This is a genomic window from Mycolicibacterium sp. XJ662 (genome assembly GCF_053484035.1).
Map to the genome: position 1 here is coordinate 679,743 of NZ_JBEFTL010000002.1, position 16,025 is coordinate 695,767.

The window sequence follows — 16,025 nt, forward strand, 5'->3', positions numbered from 1 at the left end:
ACGGAGACAACCGATGCCAGGGAAGCCAGGCGAGGCGACGGGGTATTCGTGCCCGCAGTGTGGCTGCAGCCTGCCCCGAAACGCTCGGTTCTGCGGTACCTGCGGCCACGCCCTCAGCACCCGTGCAGCACCCGTCGCGCATCCGGGCCGCACCACCTCGTCGCGCCTGCCGGTTGCACCGCCAGCTGCACCGCCTGCTTCCCCTCTCACGGTTGAACTCGCCAGCGGCCGGGTTCGTTGCGCGTCGTTCCTATTGGATCTGGCCGCCATGATCAGTCCGGCCATGCCGTTGTCGATCGCTGGCGCCGTGCTTGGTGTACCCGAAGTGGTCTACATCGTCGTACCGGTGGCGTTCGTGGCTGTGTGGATGTGGATGCAGATCTGGCAGGGGTTCACCGGCACCACCTTCGGCAAGGCCATGTTGGGGTTGCGACTCGCCCACGCCGCCGACTACCGGCTGCCGGGGCTGGGCGCCACGCTGCGGCGCAGCCTGGCTTTCATCGCGACGTTCGGTCTCGCCGGCTTGCCGGTACTCCTGAGTTCTGATCCACAGCCCGGATGGCACGACCGGATCAGCGGCCTCACGGTGCTAGACGTGGCCACCGGAGCGAACCCGTTCGGCCAGCGCCAGCAGCCCACCCTGCGCCGACCGGCGAGCCGAGGACTCAACAGGGTTCACTCACCCATTCCGGTCTCAGCATCGAGGCACCGGTAGATGCAGGCCAAGTTCATCCTTCACCGGTCCGACGGAAGCAAGGCCCAGATCGCCATCACCGCCGATGCCACCGCATCGGTGTCCGAGTTGGCGCAGGAGCTGGCCGCCAGCGATCCCGACGTCCGCAATCGCTCGGTCGGCGCCGGGCTCACACTGAAGCTCGAACACACCGCGTTCGACCGGGGCGCGGCCGGGCGGTTGCTGGATCCGGCCCGCAGCCTGATCGATTCGGGACTGCGGTCGGGTTCGACGATCAGCATCGTCGCCGCACCCGCGACGGTGCCGCAACGTCGCCGGGGGCGCACCGCCGCGGTGGTGCGGGTGTTGGAGGGCCCCGACGCGGGTCAGGAATTCGCGCTGCCTGCCGGCAATTCGTCGATCGGCACGGGAATCACCAACGATGTCACGCTCACCGACCACGGGATCACCAATGTGCATGCAGCAGTCAGCGTCGGCGAGAGCATCGAGATCGTCAATCTGGCCGGCCCGTCCGGGGTCCGCATGGGTGGTCAACCGGTGCAGCGTGCGATCGTGGGCACCACCGACGTCGTGCAACTGGCGAACACGTCGCTGGCGATCCTGACCACGGCGCGACAGGGTACGACTCAACACGACAGCGTGGCAATAGAATTCAATCGCTCGCCGCGGGTGGTTGCCCGGTTCGAAGAGCAGGAATTCGCCGCTCCGAAGCCGCCGCAGCTTCCCGACCCGGCCCGGTTCCCGATCGTCTCGATCTTGGCGCCGTTGATCATGGGGGTGGTGCTGTTCGCGGTCACCCGCAGCATGCTCGCCGTCGCGTTCATCGCGCTGAGCCCACTGTTGATGATCGGCATGTACATCGACACGAAGCTGCAGGCGCGCAAGAAATACCAGCAGGAGTCGCAGCGATTCGCCGACTCGCTGCGCGCTCTGGCCGGCGAACTCGAGGAGGCCCAGCGGGTCGAGCGTGCGGTGCGGTTGGCCGAAGCTCCGGCACTGGGTCAAGTGGTGGAGGCCGTCCATCGACTGGGGCCGCTGCTGTGGACACACCGGCCCGAACACCCGGCATTTCTCACCGTGCGCCTCGGGTTGGGCGATGTCGCCTCACGGTGCCGAATCCGGCTGTCTGACACCGAAAATGCCGAGATCAAGTACGTCGAACAGCTCAAGGACCTCCAGGCGCAGTTCGCCACCGTGAAGGACGTACCGGTCGTCGCGAGCTTGCCCGAATCCGGCGCGCTGGGGATCTGCGGGCCGCGCGGGGTGGTCGACGGTGTCGCACGGGGCATCGTGATGCAGTTGGCGGGGCTGCATTCCCCCGCCGACCTGACCATCACGGCGTTCAGTTCGGCACAGTCGCGGGCGTCGTGGCAATGGCTGGAATGGATGCCGCACACCGGATCGGTGCACAGCCCGCTGTCGGGTAACCATCTGACCGACAGCGCCAACGGTGGCCAGGCGCTGCTGTCTCGTCTCGAGGATCTGATCGATCAGCGTCGGTCCGGCGAGACGACGTCGGGTGCCTACACATTTGGTGACATCAGGGCCAACGACAGCGGTACCTCCCAGGCGTCCAAGGTCACCCCCGCGGTGATCGTGCTCGTCGAGGACACCGCTCCCATCGACCGGTCGCGGTTGACCCGACTGGCCGAACATGGCGGCGCGGTCGGGGTGTATGTCATCTGGGTAGCCACCCAGATTGCCAGCCTGCCGGCCGCCTGCCGGACATTCGCGTTGGTGGAAAGCGAGTCCGACGGCGCCACGGTGGGTCAAGTGCGGCACGGACAGCACAACTTTCCGGTGGCGTGTGACAGCATCGAGGTCGCCGACGCGCGCCAGGTTGCGCTGCTGTTGGCGCCGGTAGTCGATGTGGGTGCGGCGGTCGAGGACGCAACCGATCTACCCCGCAGCGTCTCGTATCTCACGCTGGCCGGGAGCAGGGTCGCCACAGATGCCACTGCCATTGCCGCGCAGTGGATCTCCAACGATTCCGTGCTGAACCGCAACGGTGAACCGCGGGCCGCCGCCGGACAGTCGGCCGGGCTGCGGGCACTGGTGGGCTCGACCGGCGCCCAGGAGTTCTACCTCGATCTGCGCGAACACGGCCCGCATGCGCTCGTCGGCGGCACCACCGGATCGGGCAAGAGCGAGTTCCTGCAGTCGTGGGTGATGGGCATGGCGGCGGCCCACAGCCCCGACCGGGTGAGCTTTCTGTTGGTCGACTACAAAGGTGGTACCGCGTTCGCCGACTGTGTCGGCTTACCGCACACGGTCGGTCTGGTCACCGACCTGTCACCGCACCTGGTCCGTCGGGCACTGACCTCGTTGGGCGCCGAGATCCGCCGTCGCGAACAACTGCTGAACGTCAAACGGGCCAAGGATCTGATCTCGCTCGAGCAGACCGGTGACCCCGACACGCCCCCCAGCCTGGTCATCATCGTCGACGAGTTCGCCGCACTGGCCTCCGAAGTGCCGGAGTTCGTCGACGGCGTCATCGACGTCGCCCAACGCGGACGCTCCCTCGGTCTGCATCTGGTGCTGGCGACCCAGCGACCGGCAGGAGTCATCCGCGACAATCTGCGTGCCAACACCAACCTACGGATTGCCCTGCGACTCAACGATGTCGACGATTCACTCGACGTGATCGATGATTCGCTGGCCGCCTACTTCCCGCCGGAAATCCCCGGCCGGGCAGCAGCGAAGACGGGCCCCGGCCGGTTGACCACCTTCCAGTCCGCCTACGTAGGCGGCTGGACCAGTGAACAACCCGCGAAGGCCCCCATCGACATCCTGGAGTTCGTGTTCGGCCGCCGTCGACCCTGGCACAATCTGATCGCCCCGAAAGGCGCGAGCAGGGCCACCGGACCTACCGACATCACCAGGATGGTGACCACGATTCGAGGCGCCGCGCAGCAGCTGCGCATTCCGCCGCCCCGAAAGCCGTGGCTGCCCCCGCTGGACGTGACCTATGCACTCGAGGGCCTTGTCCAGCAGACAGATACCCCAGAGTTGGTGGTCGGCAAGTGCGATGTTCCCACCGAGCAAGCCCAACCCATCAAGGTGTTCTCGCCTGACGACGCAGGCAATATGGCGATCATCGGCACCGGCGGATCCGGGAAGTCGACCGCGCTGCGCACGCTGGCGATCTCGGCGGCGCTGAACCCGCACGATGGCCCGGCGCACGTCTACGGGCTCGACTTTGCGTCCGGCAGCCTGAAGATGCTGGAAGCATTGCCCCATGTGGCCGCCGTGGTCGGAGCCGACGACGAGGAACGCATCGGCCGGGTCCTGCGTCGGCTCGTCGGTCTGCTGGAGGAACGCTCGCGCAAGTTCGCTCGGGCCAACGCCTCGACGCTGACCGACTACCGTAAGCGCATCGACCCGGACGAACCACGGGTGCTGCTGTTGGTCGACGCCATCGGCCCGTTCCGCGACCAGTACGAACATGTTTCGCACACACCGTTCTTCGCCATGCTCAGCCAGCTCGCCTCCGACGGGCGCATGCTTGGCATCCACGTCATCATCACCGCGGACCGCCCGGCGGCTATCCCGTCCTCGCTGGCGTCCACGATCCAGCAGCGTCTGGTACTGCGCTTGGCCTCCGATGACGACTACGTGCTGGCCGGTGTGCCCGGTGACATCCTGTCGGCCACCTCACCACAGGGCCGCGCCATCCTCGACGGACGGGAGCTGCAAGTCGGGGTGTTCGGTGGCGATGCCAACGTCGCGGTGCAGGCTCGTGCAATCGAGCAGTTGGCCCACCGGATGCGCCAGGACGGGTTCGTCCCGCCCGATCCGGTGGAGCGCCTTTCGGAGCGAATCGAGCTCGATGCGTTGCCGGCAAGCACCACGTCAGGTTCCGCGGTGATCGGGGTCGCCGACGAATCCCTTGCGCCGTTGGGGATCACGCCGACACGAGCTTTTATGGTGACCGGCCCATCGGGCAGCGGGCGGTCCACCGCGTTGGTCACTTTGGCCCAGGCGATGCGACGGCAGCATCCCACCGCGCGGATCGTGCACTTGGCGCCGTCGTCGTCAACCATTGCCGGCGTGGATGTCTGGGACGACACCGCGGCGGGCCAGGAGCCCGTCGCCGATCTGGTGAACCGATTGATGCTCGACGCGACGCCGAGTGGCAGCGGCGAGCTCATGGTCGTCATCGAGGGTGTCGCCGACTTCGGCGGCACCGCCGCCGAAAACGACCTGGCGCAGCTGATCAAGACGCTCGGCGACACCGCATTCGTTGTGGGTGAATCCGAAGTGTCCGGGTGGGGACAGGCCTGGCTGCTGGCGCAGCCGTTCAAGGCAGCTCGACGTGGACTGTTGTTGTGGCCCAGCGGTGTTGAGGCAGACAGTCTGTTCAGCACTCCGATCGGTGTGGTGCGTCGCAGCGAGTTCCCGCCGGGACGTGGGGTGCTCATCGAGCGGGGTAAGGGGGTGTGGATGCAGGTCGCCCAGCCCGTCATCTAAAGCAGACAAATCACCGGAAACAATGGGAGGAAAAGACATGGCACTCTACGGACAGGATATTGAGCAGGTTCGGCAGTTGGCGACGCAGCTCAACGCCAAGGCCGCCGACATCGAAGGCGTGATTTCACAGCTGACCTCGGCGGTGAACTCGGTTCAGTGGATGGGGCCCGACGCTGAGCGGTTCAAGGCGGACTGGCAGGGCCAACACGTACCTCAACTCAAGCAGGTGGTGACCGCACTGCAGAATGCTTCGCAGCACGCCAACCGCAACGCCAGCGAGCAGCAGCAAGCCAGCATCTAAGGCTGCTGCCGTGGATCACCTTGGGAGACGCGCGCCCTGGACGCTGTGTCCACGGTGCGCGTTCCCCCGGTGTTCGAGGAGGAACCCATGACGGTGATCGGCGCAGACCCCGATCAGCTCCGGGCGACCGCCAACCAGTTCATGCAGGCCGCTGACCGGTTGCAGGGCTCGCTGAAGGGACTGAACAGTTTCGTGTCCAATGCGGCGATCTGGCGTGGACCGGACTCGGAGCGGTTCCGTTCGGAGTGGAACGGCCAATCCATCTTTGCGCTCAACGGTGCCATCAACGCGTTACGCGCCGGTGCGGAAGTGTTGCGCCGCAATGCCGACGAGCAGGAGAACGCCAGCCGGGCCGATGCGGCAGGTGGCACTCAAGGTGCGAACAAGTCCGACGCCATGTGTTACCGGCCGGCCCCCAAGGGTTTGAACGGCATGTGGGACGAGATTCAGGACATTCCCAAGGAGTCTTCGGGCTATCGAGTGCAGAAGGTCATCGGTGCGGACAAGGTAGAGCGTTACATCGTCTACATCGCGGGCACCGACGCGGCCAAAGGCCAGACATTGGGCTCCAATGCGCCGGCCATCTATGGCGAACTCGATCAAGCGCAGTTCGACGCGCTGAAGAGGTTGATCCCCGAAGGCGCAGACGTCATGTTGGTCGGCTACAGCCAGGGCGGCATTGATGCGCAAAATATCGCAGCCAGAGACTATTTCAACGTCGAGCAGATAGTGACGTACGGATCACCTATCCGCAACGATCTGAATGTCGATGCCATTCACCTGCAATATTCCGAGGACCTCGTGCCCCATTTGTCGCTCGCCAATCCGGGCTTATACAGCGCCGCAGCCCAAGACGGTAACGAAAACGTCGAAGTTTTCTCGTCACAGCCGAACCTCCTGACTGTCTTCGGCCTCGGCGAGCACGCGGGCGGGTACGGCGACCTGTCCGAGAAGTGGGACGATGCAGCGAGCCAGGGGACAGACGTCCGTGCGGCGGAATCTGCCGACGGTCTGAAGAAGTTCCAAGGCGACATCGTTGGTCAGGTCGACATCGACGTAAAGGGCAACGGCTCCTGGTGACTGACGCCAACTTTGGGTGGGTGGATCCGAACCCGCCGGACCCGGTTGACTCGCGGACACCGGTGATCTTGGCGGTGTCCGGCGTCGTGCTGACCGTGTTGGTCGTGGCCACCCTGGTCGGCGTTGTCCTGTTCGACGCCGGTGACGACAACGGCAAGAGCGCCGACGAAGTTGTCCTGATCGCGGCGAACGCTCCGGTCGATGAGCCGTTTTCTCGTCCCATCGTCGTTACTCCCGTTACGATTTCGGCTCCGGCAGCCACAAAAGTTGCCGAACTACTCGGACAGGTCCCGGTACGCGCCGACCGCGGGGTGCGCTTGGTGTCCGGCCGCCAGGCCGGCCTCTACGGCGCCACCGGTCAGACCTATCCGTGTGATGCGGTCACACTGGCCAACGACCTGGATGCCGATCCCGCGACCGCGGAGGCCTGGGGATTGGCGCTCGGCATCACCGCGAATCAGATCCCGCACTATCTCAACACATTGACGGCCGTCGTGCTCATGGCGGACACCTGGGTTACCACGCACACGCTGAGTGATGGCGAAGCAGGTGCGAAACAAGCTGTGCTGCAAGCTGGAAACGCGGTGCTGGTGGACCCGCTTGGCGTTCCGCGAGTGCGCTGCGCTTCAAGCGCCCCGCTCAGCCCACCGGACAACGGCACGCTGACGCACTACCGCGTCGATGGCGATCAGTGGAGCAAGTTCGCCCCGCAGAACGTGGTCGCCATCAAGTACGCCGCAGCCGACACCGCCGACCCAGCCACCGAGTTCACCCTGATCGATATCAACACCGGCCAGCAGGTGATCCGCAAAGCCGGCGGCGTGATCGACCTCGGGGGTGCGTCGGTGCCGTTACCCAGCCCCGCCGTGATGAACATTCCGCCGCCTAACCGAGAAAGTGGAAACCGATGAACCCGGAATCACACGCCGACTACCGTCGGCAGGCCCAACGACACTTCAGCGAAGCCACGGAGAGTGCGCACCTCAGTCCGAGAAGCGCGGGTGCCACGCCGGGAAACTTTGAACACCAGAATATTGCGTTGTCACCCGGTGAGGAATCTCTGTACGCCGCAGACTTCACTCCATCGCCCCTTCTGCGGCACATCAAAACAGGTTTGGTGATAACTCGTGACCGCATCACCGTACGACACCCGCAGTACATGCTCTTCGTCATCAGAGTCGGATACGGGGAGTCGAGCGTCCCGATCAGGCACGTGTGCAACGTGATGACCGGTCGCCAACTGTCGCAGCAACGGATGCTGTTTGCAGGGATCGCCGGCTTTTCCGGCCTCTTCCTGTTGATGTCGAGCCTTTCGATGATGGGCTTCGGCTTCATGGGTCCGCTCGTGTTGCTATTCGCGTTGGCGCTGCTGGGGTTCGCGGCATTTCAGGCGTGGATGGCACGCGGCCTCGCCCTCGTTATCGCGCATGGTGGGGGCGGGACGATCCGCGTGGACGTCGATAAAGCCGAATATCAGGACATGCTCACGGCCGCCAACCTGATTCAGCAACTGGTCGTGGAGGCGCCTCGCGCTGCAACGATCGAGACGTTCTCCACACCGCCTACTGCGCCAGTTCAGGCCCCACCGCCGCCTCAGCGTCCGTCGGGAATACCGCATCCGGTTACTCCCCCGCAGTCTGCACCTGCGCCTGACCCGTCGACTCAGTGGCCGGGCGCCTCGCCGTCGATTTGGCGCGGCTAGTGTGGGTCCCGACAGCGAGCAGCTGAGTTGTCCGGCTCACCTCACAATCGCGTGGGCGGCACCTGCCTTGTGCGGGCGGTGCCGGATCAGGCACCACACCATGTCGTCGGTGGTGTAGACCTCGATGTGATCGGCTGCGTTGGTGCTGATCTCATCGGCCACCGCTGGCGCCGCATCACATACGATGCTCATGCTGACATCCTCGGGTGAAACCGTCACCACCAGCCGGGCCGACGCCACCGCGGCCGCAAGCAGACGGGCCGCCGGGGCCACCAGAGAATCGATTTCGTCGTCCGCGAGCTCCGGTAGCTGACCCGCGAGATCGACGACCACATCGATATGTCGGGCTTCTGCGACGTCGATGACGGGTCTGAGCCGCTGCATCAGCGGATGGTCGAACGTCTTGGCCTGATCGAACAGGGCACGCAGCCGGCGTGATTCGGCACGTGCGCGCCGTTGCAGGCTGCTATCAACCGGGTCGCCCTCGCTCAGCGACTCAATCAACGGCACTACGTTGGCGACCAACTTGGCGTACCGATGCTGATACTCATCGCGAAGCGCCTGCGCTACTCGGTCGCGGGTGATAAGTCGCTGGCGCGCCTCGGTATCCGCCTGGGCGTCAGCCGCCGCAGCGCGCATGAGGCCGTTGAATATCAGGGCGAACAACTGCACGCCCAGGATGCTGGCGCTGCCTAGACCGATGTTCACCAGGAGATCGCTCGACGGATTGCGAACGAGGGCAACCACCGCTCCGACGCTCCAGTACAACACCAAAATGGCTGCGCCGACGCGGGTCGCCAGACCGAGCACCAACGGCAATACGCACCACCCGATCGCGTTCTGCGCCCAATGGGCATATCCGCCGATGAGTTCGGTTGGCAGCAATGCAGGCTGAACGATGGTCACCACCATCAGCGCGGCCATCGCCGGCCACACCGCATATGAGCGTCCAAACCAAATGCCGATGACGGCAGCCAACGTGCTCACGGCTGCCACACCGGCCAGCACCGCATCGGCGCTCGCGTCACCTGCCGTCATGACCGCATGTGGTACCGCGAACCCGAGGTTCGCTAGGGCATACGCGGTCAGCGCCAACCCGTACCGCCCGCGGATGCGGTCGATCAGCCGGTCCGGATCCGTGGCCGCCGCTCCAGCCCCATCAGCGTTCGGCGGTGTCACCCAGAATAATTCGGTGATCGTTCCGGCACCGGGCGCCGACGTGATCTGGGCATGTCCGCCGCCGCGTTGCATCCGACCGATGATCGAGTAGGTGACGCCGTGGCCGCTTCGCGGCCGGTCCGGGTCGAAGCCGACGCCGTCGTCTTCAAGCCGAACCATGTCGGCGGTCACCGTGACTGTCAACCTGCTGGCGCCGGCGTGCCGGTCAACATTGTTCATCGCCTCGCGTGCAGCAGCGATGACGGTTCTTGCGGCCTCACCGGGCAACGACACTTCGGCCTTACCGCAGAACTGCACCGGTGTGGACAGAAGTGATGCGCAGTCACGGAGGGCCCCTACGAGTTCCACGCGCGGCGGCGGCGCCACCCATGGCCCTTCATCGAGCAGCTGCAAATCACGACGGGCCTGCGCGGCCAGCCGTTGCGGCGACAGCGACGTGCCCTGACCGACCATCAACAACGTAGACGCCGCGGTGTCATGCAGCAGCGCAAGCTGCTCCCGTTCGTAGTCGTGCAGTGCGTCGCTCACTTGCTGGTTGAGTTCGGCAGCATGCCGGTCGCTACGAGCACGGTCCACCGCGTCGGCCACGCGCAGCAGCATCATCCGGATGAGCGAGGCCGTCAGCCACTGCAAAGCGAAGTAGTACAACGCCGCAACCGAACCCAGGTTGTCGACGCCGACAACGGTGACCGATCCGAAGGCATACGCCGCGGCGACGCCAATTGTCATCGGCAGGCTCGCAGACAGCGGCACTGCGACAGAGATACTGATCACGGCCGTTCCAGCGATCGCCTGAGGCGCAGTGTTGAACGCGTAGAAGTGCGGATCGGGAATCAATAGCGGAATGCCTACACATACCGCCAGCACAAATCCGTAGTCAACGGCAAGAATTCGGTGACCGAGCGAGCGGGTCCCGATGCGGTACAGCGACCACACGGCAAGCGCTGCTAGCAGCCATTTTCCTGTCGGATGTGCCAACGAGTCGGGGCGGGCGACCGTGACCAGGGCGACAACGAGGTTGACGCAATTGCGCATCAGCAGCCCGACAACAGCGGCAGATTGCATAAGCCGGCGACGCGACGCGTCGAGCGGTAGCCCCGTTACGCGCGCCTCAGAGGCGATCTCCGACTCGACCAACGACCCTTGTTCCAACATCTTGCCTTGCCGCGCAGCACGTTCGTATCACGGCCGGGCGATACGTTAGCCCGTCGCAGCGCCTCCCGCGGGACAATCGCCGTAACGATTGAGTCCAGCGTGAACATAGTTACTGGTGTTTCATTTGTTTTTATTGTGGCAAATTATATTCGCGCGTGAAATTGTGAATCATTACGGCAATTGCGGTGTAGTACGAACATATCAATGGCACTGAAATGGAGTCGTCCGTTCGTATTATTTGGCGTGCTCAGGCTATTTATACATCTGATATCGCGGTAATTTCTTTCATATAACCATCAGAGCGGAGGACAGGGAGACGCCAGGGCCACGCGGACCAACTGATCGACCGTAACCCGTTGCAATGACGAATCTTACGGTTGTCAACCGGTCACTGACAACACAATCCGAACAGTCGGAATTCGACTCAACGGGACTCTTCAAGGTTATGAGTTGTCGCGGCGTAAATCCTTTTCTTCGCAGAAGATATGAAAGGAATGTGACAACCATGAAAAAGATCATCGTGGGTGCAGCGATAGCCTTTCTGACCGCGAGCGGCCTCGCAGTCGCTACCCCTGCAAACGCAGGCTGCCAAAGCGCATGGGTCGGCATTTTCGGCGGCGGGCAGCGCTGCGACGGACCGATCGACACGCTCGGAAACTTCACTCGCTGTGACCGCGGACATGGCATGGGGTTCGGCGGGTCGAACTGCTACGTGGTCAACGTCGGCGACCCCGGTCAGCCACCGCATATCCCAGGCTGAGCGCTCGGGGAGGAGCGCCTGCGATGCCGGGCGGTCGACAGCGAACCGGCTGTCGACCGCCCGGCCTGTCTACGGCTGGGCGACCACCACAACCCATTTGCCCCGAACGGTGGTAGACACCAGCGCTTTGCCCTCAGGCAGCCAGGTGATGGGGTCCAATCCGGACACCCGCACAGCTTCGTCAACGGTCCACATGGGCCGCACGGTGGTGAACTCCAGCCTGGTTGAGCTCGGCGCACCTAACTCCCGTGAACACATGGCGTGTTCATCGGCGCACACGTACACGAGCCTTCCCGCATCGTTGACGGCGATTTCGGAGCTTGAATCGATGTCATCGATCGCCACCGTCTCCAGATCACCGTCGTCGGAGATGCGCAGCAGCTTGGCAGTCTTCTCGCCCAACTGGCCGGCTTCGATGTGGAGCAGAACCTGCGAGCGTGAATCGACTGCGAGCCCCTGGACATAACCCGGAACCGTTGCGAGAACGTAGGGTTCACCCCGTGCCGATACGCGATACACCGTCGTCGTCGCTCGATAGTTGTCGTTCTTGTCTTCCACCGACACCGAATAGACAAGGCGACCGCGAGCGTCGATAGCTGCGTGTTGAGCCCGCTCGGAGGTGATTTGCTGGATGGTTCCGGTGTGTGGATCCCACAGATGGGATCCGGTGAACACGGATCCGTCCGGACCGACTGCCACCGGGAAGCGGTTCCGAAAAATTGAAAATGCTTCCGGTGGAATCGGAAGTGCTTGCGAGGCACCCGTCGCCGGATCGACCTTCAAGACGGCGGTATCGTCTGGACTGAGGTGATCCCCGGCTCCGGTCAGAACGTAGAGCGTTCCGTCGGGCGCCGTCGTCACCCCGTCGATATCCGTCCCCGCGCCTTCCACGTCGACGGTGGTCAGCGAAGCAACCAGAGCCTGCTCATTCTGGTATCGCAGCCACCCGAACAGTCCGCCAGCGCCACCGATGACCAAAATGGCGACTGCCGCCGCTACGCCCGGTCGGCGCCGCCGCGATGACGCGCGGACTGGGGAGCCACTCGAGAGCGGCGGCTGACGTTGCTCAGCAATCGGTGTCGCGTCTTCAATCCAAAACTGCCAGCCGGCCGGCGCAGGAGGCCAACTCGGATCCGGACTCCAGCCAGCTGGCGGGTCCCAGTTGGTCTGCGGTACCGGCCAACCCGGCGGGGGGTTGAAACGCATTCAATCTTGGTAGCAGATTTTATTTCCTTTCATACGTCGTACGCCCGATCGCCTCGGACTGTAGATCGCGGCTGAGTTGCTGATGGCGACAGTCTGGAGCACCCCATGACGGTTTGCTCTTCCGGGTGATGGGGTCTGACTGCTCACCGGATTCGCACCAGATCGCGGGTCAGCGCGTCGGACGCGGGACTGCACATGCGGTACACGCGCGGCGTTGCCCTGCATAAGCCCATTTTCTTTGCGATTGAGCAATCATCACGGCCGCCGAAGAGTAAGACTGAGGTAGCGCATTGTGCCATAGTCGCTCCGGTGCGGGAGGGGGATGGGGGATGTCACCCGAGAAAGACTTGTCAACTGCTGTAACGGTCGCGATCGTTGATGACCACGACGTCGTACACGCCGGTATCGAAGCGTGGTGCGCCGACGCCGATCCTCCGATCCGGATTGTCGGCAACTTTCTGAGACCAGGCGAACTTCTTACGACGTTTCCCGACATCACCGAGGAAGTCGATGTCGTTGTCCTGGATCTCCAGATCGAAGGCAACCGACCGGATTTCGATACGTTGCGAACGCTGTGTGAACGTAACCAAACTGTGGTCGTCTACTCACACATCACGGCCGACGAAGTGATCTTGACCTGTCTGGACATGGGTGCAGTGACGTACCTGGTGAAGTCAGAAGGCAAACATCACCTGATCGATGCGATCCACGCCGCTCACTCCTCCACTCCCTATGTCGGCCCGCGGATGGGCAAGGCGCTGTTGAACGACAACGCCTTGGGCCGTATCCGCTTATCCGAGCGCGAGAGGGAGGTGCTTGTTGCTTGGTTCCAGACCGAAAGCAAGGAACTCGTCGGCAAGCGGCTGTACATCGCGCCCACAACGGTCCGCACACACCTCCAGCGGGCTCGCGCGAAATACGCCAGCGTGGGACGAGCCGCGCCGACCAAGTCGGCCCTACTCGCCAGGGCGATCGAAGATGGCATCCTCAGCCTCAACGATCTCTAACGCGTCTGACAGTTGACGATGCCACGGGCACGCTTCAACCCACCACCGAACTGGCCGGAACTACCAACGGACTGGGAACCCGGCTCGCAATGGCAGCCGCCGCCGTCTTGGCCGGCGGCACCTCCCGGCTGGAAATTCTGGACGGATGATGACGGCGGCGCGGGTTCAGTGTCGAGCAGCACCGACACCGAGACAACCAGCGCCAAGAGTGGCTTTCGTTGGCATCTGGTGGCTCCGATCGCCGCCGTCGGTCTCGTTGCCTGCCTTGCGATCACATTCGTGATCTCACGCCCCACCGATCACCCAAGTTTTCGGATCAAGCTCCTGCCGGACACCGCGGCCATCATCCCGAGCGGGGCTGTTATTTCCGATTGGCCCGCGCCGGGGGCAGCGGAAGTCGATTTCGCGACCTGGACTGAGTTCGGTGGCGTCCACGCGGATTTCAGCAACCATGGAAGCTCGGTCATCCTCGACACCCCCGCCGCCGCGAATCCATCGCACACCCCGTGGTCCGGGCTGATTCAAGCGGATTCCCCAATGTGCGCGATGAGGCTCACGGGTCGCGTCCGCGACATATCGCACTCGCCGGGCGCCACCGGAGGTTTCGCCATTGGGTTGGCCACCCTCGGCTCCGGTGATCCCGCCAATGCCGCCCTGTCGGGGACCGCGATGCAATTTGACTTCGGAAGAGAAGGTTTTCGTATCGCGACCTACCCGAACGATGTAGATCACGGGTCAGCGCCTGGGTCACTGGATGGTGAATGGCACGAAGTCGAAGTCACCATCGACCAAAGTTCGCACACATTGATGGTTGACGATCAGACCGTGGCCCGCAGCGACACCGCAGGGCGCTGCGGTCATCCAGTTATCCACGTGTGGGCCGGAGCCGCCGAGTTTGCCGACTTCACTGTCACTCCTCTCGATCGATAAGGTCCCGAAAGGAGGCCCATAGCGAATTTGTGGCCGATGCCAAGCCCATGCTTGTTGGTCGTTGGGCAGGTCTTTTCATACGTTCGTATGACGAAGTATGCCTGTACAGCAAAGGTGCTTGATGTGAGGATAGAAGCATCGCGACCGCCCGAAGAAGGGACGAGATCATGTCGATGACACTCGAGACGCTGTGGAGTATCCACGGATTGTCGGAGCATGTCGACTTTTCGCAATCGACAGAGTTCGTCGCGCGCCGAGGCGGACGGGGGTTCAAGTTCTCGTTCTTCTATGGACCCATGTGGCTGTTTCTGCTCGCCGGACTCGGCGGCTGGTACTACCAGTACCGCAAGGGGAACCCCGAGAAAGCCAAGAGGATCGAGCAACGCCTTCGTGGCACGTCCGCGTCGACGGTGCAGCGCCTGAAGTCGGCAATGGATGACAAGAACCGGTCGAGTGCAACGACACAGCAACCTTACGGCGGACACCGACCCCTCGACCCCGGAAACGTCCACGGGACAATGCGATTCAACCCGCCACCCAATTGGCCGATACCTCCCTCGGGGTGGACCCCCGACGAGGACTGGCAACCAGATCCGTCCTGGCCGCCAGCACCGCCTGGGTGGCAGTTCTGGGTTGCATGACTGCGCTCTGACGCAACCGCACGATTCAAGGAGAATCACATGCCTCGCATTGCCCACGCTCGTCTAGGTCGAATCCTGCTGGTAACCAGCAGCATTGCGCTCGGAATAAGCCTAGGCACCGGCTGCGGAGGCGGTGAGGTCGATCTGTACCCTGCAATGAGCAGCAAGCTGCAGGAGATCAAGACCGAGCAGCAAGACAGCGGAGCTTCTCTCTACGGCACGTGGACATCTTCGGACGGAACTTCCACAAAGTCCTTCAGCGAGGACGGTAGATGCCGCGGCTTCTTCTACGTCAGCAGTACTGGCAAGCAACTGGACATCGGTGGGCCGATGTCGTGCCAGTTGTCAAGCTCACCAGACTCTTCCGGCCGATACAAGTTGCTGGTGACTCAGGGGCCCAACGAGGCAACCTATCTCGTCGAGTTCGACGGATCCGATGCGGCGACGGTCTTCACCAAATCAGGAAAGCAGTTGTATCAACTGTCTCGATTCTGACCACACCGACACGACAATCGGAGTGCCCACCACTCGACCCCGCAACCGCTCATAGCAAACTCGATTACCAGCGGCGAGCTATCTGACTAGCACTGCTATACAGTGCTTTTCATACGTTCATAGGATACCCCCGGGTGCCATGGCGAATAGACAATTGCGTTAGTAAAGCATCACGCCCGCTCGTAGAAGGGACGAGTCAATGTCGATGAACCTCGCTGCGCTGTGGCGCCTACACCGGGTGGCCGAACATCACGACATTTCGCAGCCGACGAGGGTGCCTCGTCGAAAAGGAGCGACTTTCAAGTCTCCACCTTCTAGGCCGCGATCTGGCTATGCCTCACCACCCTGCGCGGCGGATGCTAATGCCCTTACCCAAACACCAACCGAGAAACGGCAAGACAAGTC

12 protein-coding genes are annotated in these 16,025 nt (G+C 63.3%); 10 read left to right on the top strand and 2 right to left on the bottom strand.

Annotation, left to right across the window (positions count from 1 at the left end; genetic code table 11):
* Window positions 1–13 precede the first annotated feature (13 nt).
* The 6 genes from ABQE93_RS10560 to ABQE93_RS10585 all read left to right on the top strand — a co-directional run bounded on the left by ABQE93_RS10560 (window position 14) and on the right by ABQE93_RS10585 (window position 8,247).
* The gene (locus ABQE93_RS10560; RefSeq protein ID WP_448406627.1) at window positions 14–715 is read left to right on the top strand and encodes an RDD family protein; all 702 of its coding nucleotides are present in this window, start codon (window positions 14–16) and stop codon (window positions 713–715) included.
* Window positions 716–5,164: a type VII secretion EssC family protein gene (locus tag ABQE93_RS10565; RefSeq protein WP_448406626.1), complete on the top strand. Its 4,449-nt coding sequence runs from the start codon at window positions 716–718 to the stop codon at window positions 5,162–5,164. It abuts the gene before it with no gap.
* A gap of 37 nt (window positions 5,165–5,201) precedes the next feature.
* The gene (locus tag ABQE93_RS10570) at window positions 5,202–5,465 is read left to right on the top strand and encodes a WXG100 family type VII secretion target (protein WP_448406625.1); all 264 of its coding nucleotides are present in this window, start codon (window positions 5,202–5,204) and stop codon (window positions 5,463–5,465) included.
* A gap of 87 nt (window positions 5,466–5,552) precedes the next feature.
* Entirely contained in the window at window positions 5,553–6,545 is a 993-nt protein-coding gene (locus tag ABQE93_RS10575; protein ID WP_448406624.1) for a WXG100 family type VII secretion target, read from the top strand.
* 20 nt (window positions 6,546–6,565) lie between these two features.
* Window positions 6,566–7,456 (top strand): DUF6777 domain-containing protein, encoded by an 891-nt coding sequence (locus ABQE93_RS10580; protein WP_448438058.1) that lies wholly within the window; start codon window positions 6,566–6,568, stop codon window positions 7,454–7,456.
* Window positions 7,453–8,247, top strand: coding sequence for a hypothetical protein (locus tag ABQE93_RS10585; protein WP_448406622.1), 795 nt, complete (start codon window positions 7,453–7,455; stop codon window positions 8,245–8,247). The genes ABQE93_RS10580 and ABQE93_RS10585 overlap by 4 nt, the downstream gene beginning before the upstream one ends.
* A 36-nt stretch (window positions 8,248–8,283) precedes the next feature.
* Here the strand turns inward: ABQE93_RS10585 and ABQE93_RS10590 are convergent, their stop codons facing one another.
* Entirely contained in the window at window positions 8,284–10,155 is a 1,872-nt protein-coding gene (locus ABQE93_RS10590; RefSeq protein WP_448406621.1) for a sensor histidine kinase, read from the bottom strand.
* Between the two features lie 931 nt (window positions 10,156–11,086).
* On the opposite strand from ABQE93_RS10590, the gene ABQE93_RS10595 reads away from it, so the two are divergent.
* Window positions 11,087–11,341 carry a CDGP domain-containing protein gene (locus ABQE93_RS10595; protein ID WP_448406620.1) on the top strand — a complete coding sequence of 85 codons (255 nt, stop codon included), beginning with the start codon at window positions 11,087–11,089 and terminating at the stop codon, window positions 11,339–11,341.
* 69 nt (window positions 11,342–11,410) lie between these two features.
* Here ABQE93_RS10595 and ABQE93_RS10600 read toward each other — a convergent pair whose 3' ends face one another.
* The gene (locus ABQE93_RS10600; RefSeq protein WP_448406619.1) at window positions 11,411–12,547 is read right to left on the bottom strand and encodes an SMP-30/gluconolactonase/LRE family protein; all 1,137 of its coding nucleotides are present in this window, start codon (window positions 12,545–12,547) and stop codon (window positions 11,411–11,413) included.
* A gap of 329 nt (window positions 12,548–12,876) precedes the next feature.
* On the opposite strand from ABQE93_RS10600, the gene ABQE93_RS10605 reads away from it, so the two are divergent.
* From ABQE93_RS10605 to ABQE93_RS10615, 3 genes are all read left to right on the top strand, one after another.
* On the top strand, window positions 12,877–13,554 hold the full coding sequence (locus ABQE93_RS10605) for a response regulator (RefSeq protein WP_448406618.1): 678 nt from the start codon (window positions 12,877–12,879) through the stop codon (window positions 13,552–13,554).
* Window positions 13,555–13,572: 18 nt separating this feature from the next.
* Window positions 13,573–14,484 (top strand): LamG domain-containing protein, encoded by a 912-nt coding sequence (locus tag ABQE93_RS10610; RefSeq protein WP_448406617.1) that lies wholly within the window; start codon window positions 13,573–13,575, stop codon window positions 14,482–14,484.
* Window positions 14,485–15,164: 680 nt separating this feature from the next.
* Window positions 15,165–15,620, top strand: a complete 456-nt coding sequence (locus ABQE93_RS10615; RefSeq protein WP_448412369.1) for a hypothetical protein — start codon at window positions 15,165–15,167, stop codon at window positions 15,618–15,620.
* Window positions 15,621–16,025: the final 405 nt, after the last annotated feature.

Excerpts from the sequence above, each read along its gene's own strand:
- ABQE93_RS10600 (WP_448406619.1), bottom strand. The coding sequence starts at position 12,547 with ATGCGTTTCAACCCCCCGCCGGGTTGGCCGGTACCGCAGACCAACTGG.
- ABQE93_RS10560 (WP_448406627.1), top strand. The coding sequence starts at position 14 with ATGCCAGGGAAGCCAGGCGAGGCGACGGGGTATTCGTGCCCGCAGTGT.
- ABQE93_RS10585 (WP_448406622.1), top strand. The coding sequence starts at position 7,453 with ATGAACCCGGAATCACACGCCGACTACCGTCGGCAGGCCCAACGACAC.
- ABQE93_RS10570 (WP_448406625.1), top strand. The coding sequence starts at position 5,202 with ATGGCACTCTACGGACAGGATATTGAGCAGGTTCGGCAGTTGGCGACG.
- ABQE93_RS10610 (WP_448406617.1), top strand. The coding sequence starts at position 13,573 with ATGCCACGGGCACGCTTCAACCCACCACCGAACTGGCCGGAACTACCA.
- ABQE93_RS10590 (WP_448406621.1), bottom strand. The coding sequence starts at position 10,155 with ATGACAATTGGCGTCGCCGCGGCGTATGCCTTCGGATCGGTCACCGTT.
- ABQE93_RS10565 (WP_448406626.1), top strand. The coding sequence starts at position 716 with ATGCAGGCCAAGTTCATCCTTCACCGGTCCGACGGAAGCAAGGCCCAG.
- ABQE93_RS10595 (WP_448406620.1), top strand. The coding sequence starts at position 11,087 with ATGAAAAAGATCATCGTGGGTGCAGCGATAGCCTTTCTGACCGCGAGC.
- ABQE93_RS10605 (WP_448406618.1), top strand. The coding sequence starts at position 12,877 with ATGTCACCCGAGAAAGACTTGTCAACTGCTGTAACGGTCGCGATCGTT.
- ABQE93_RS10615 (WP_448412369.1), top strand. The coding sequence starts at position 15,165 with ATGCCTCGCATTGCCCACGCTCGTCTAGGTCGAATCCTGCTGGTAACC.
- ABQE93_RS10575 (WP_448406624.1), top strand. The coding sequence starts at position 5,553 with ATGACGGTGATCGGCGCAGACCCCGATCAGCTCCGGGCGACCGCCAAC.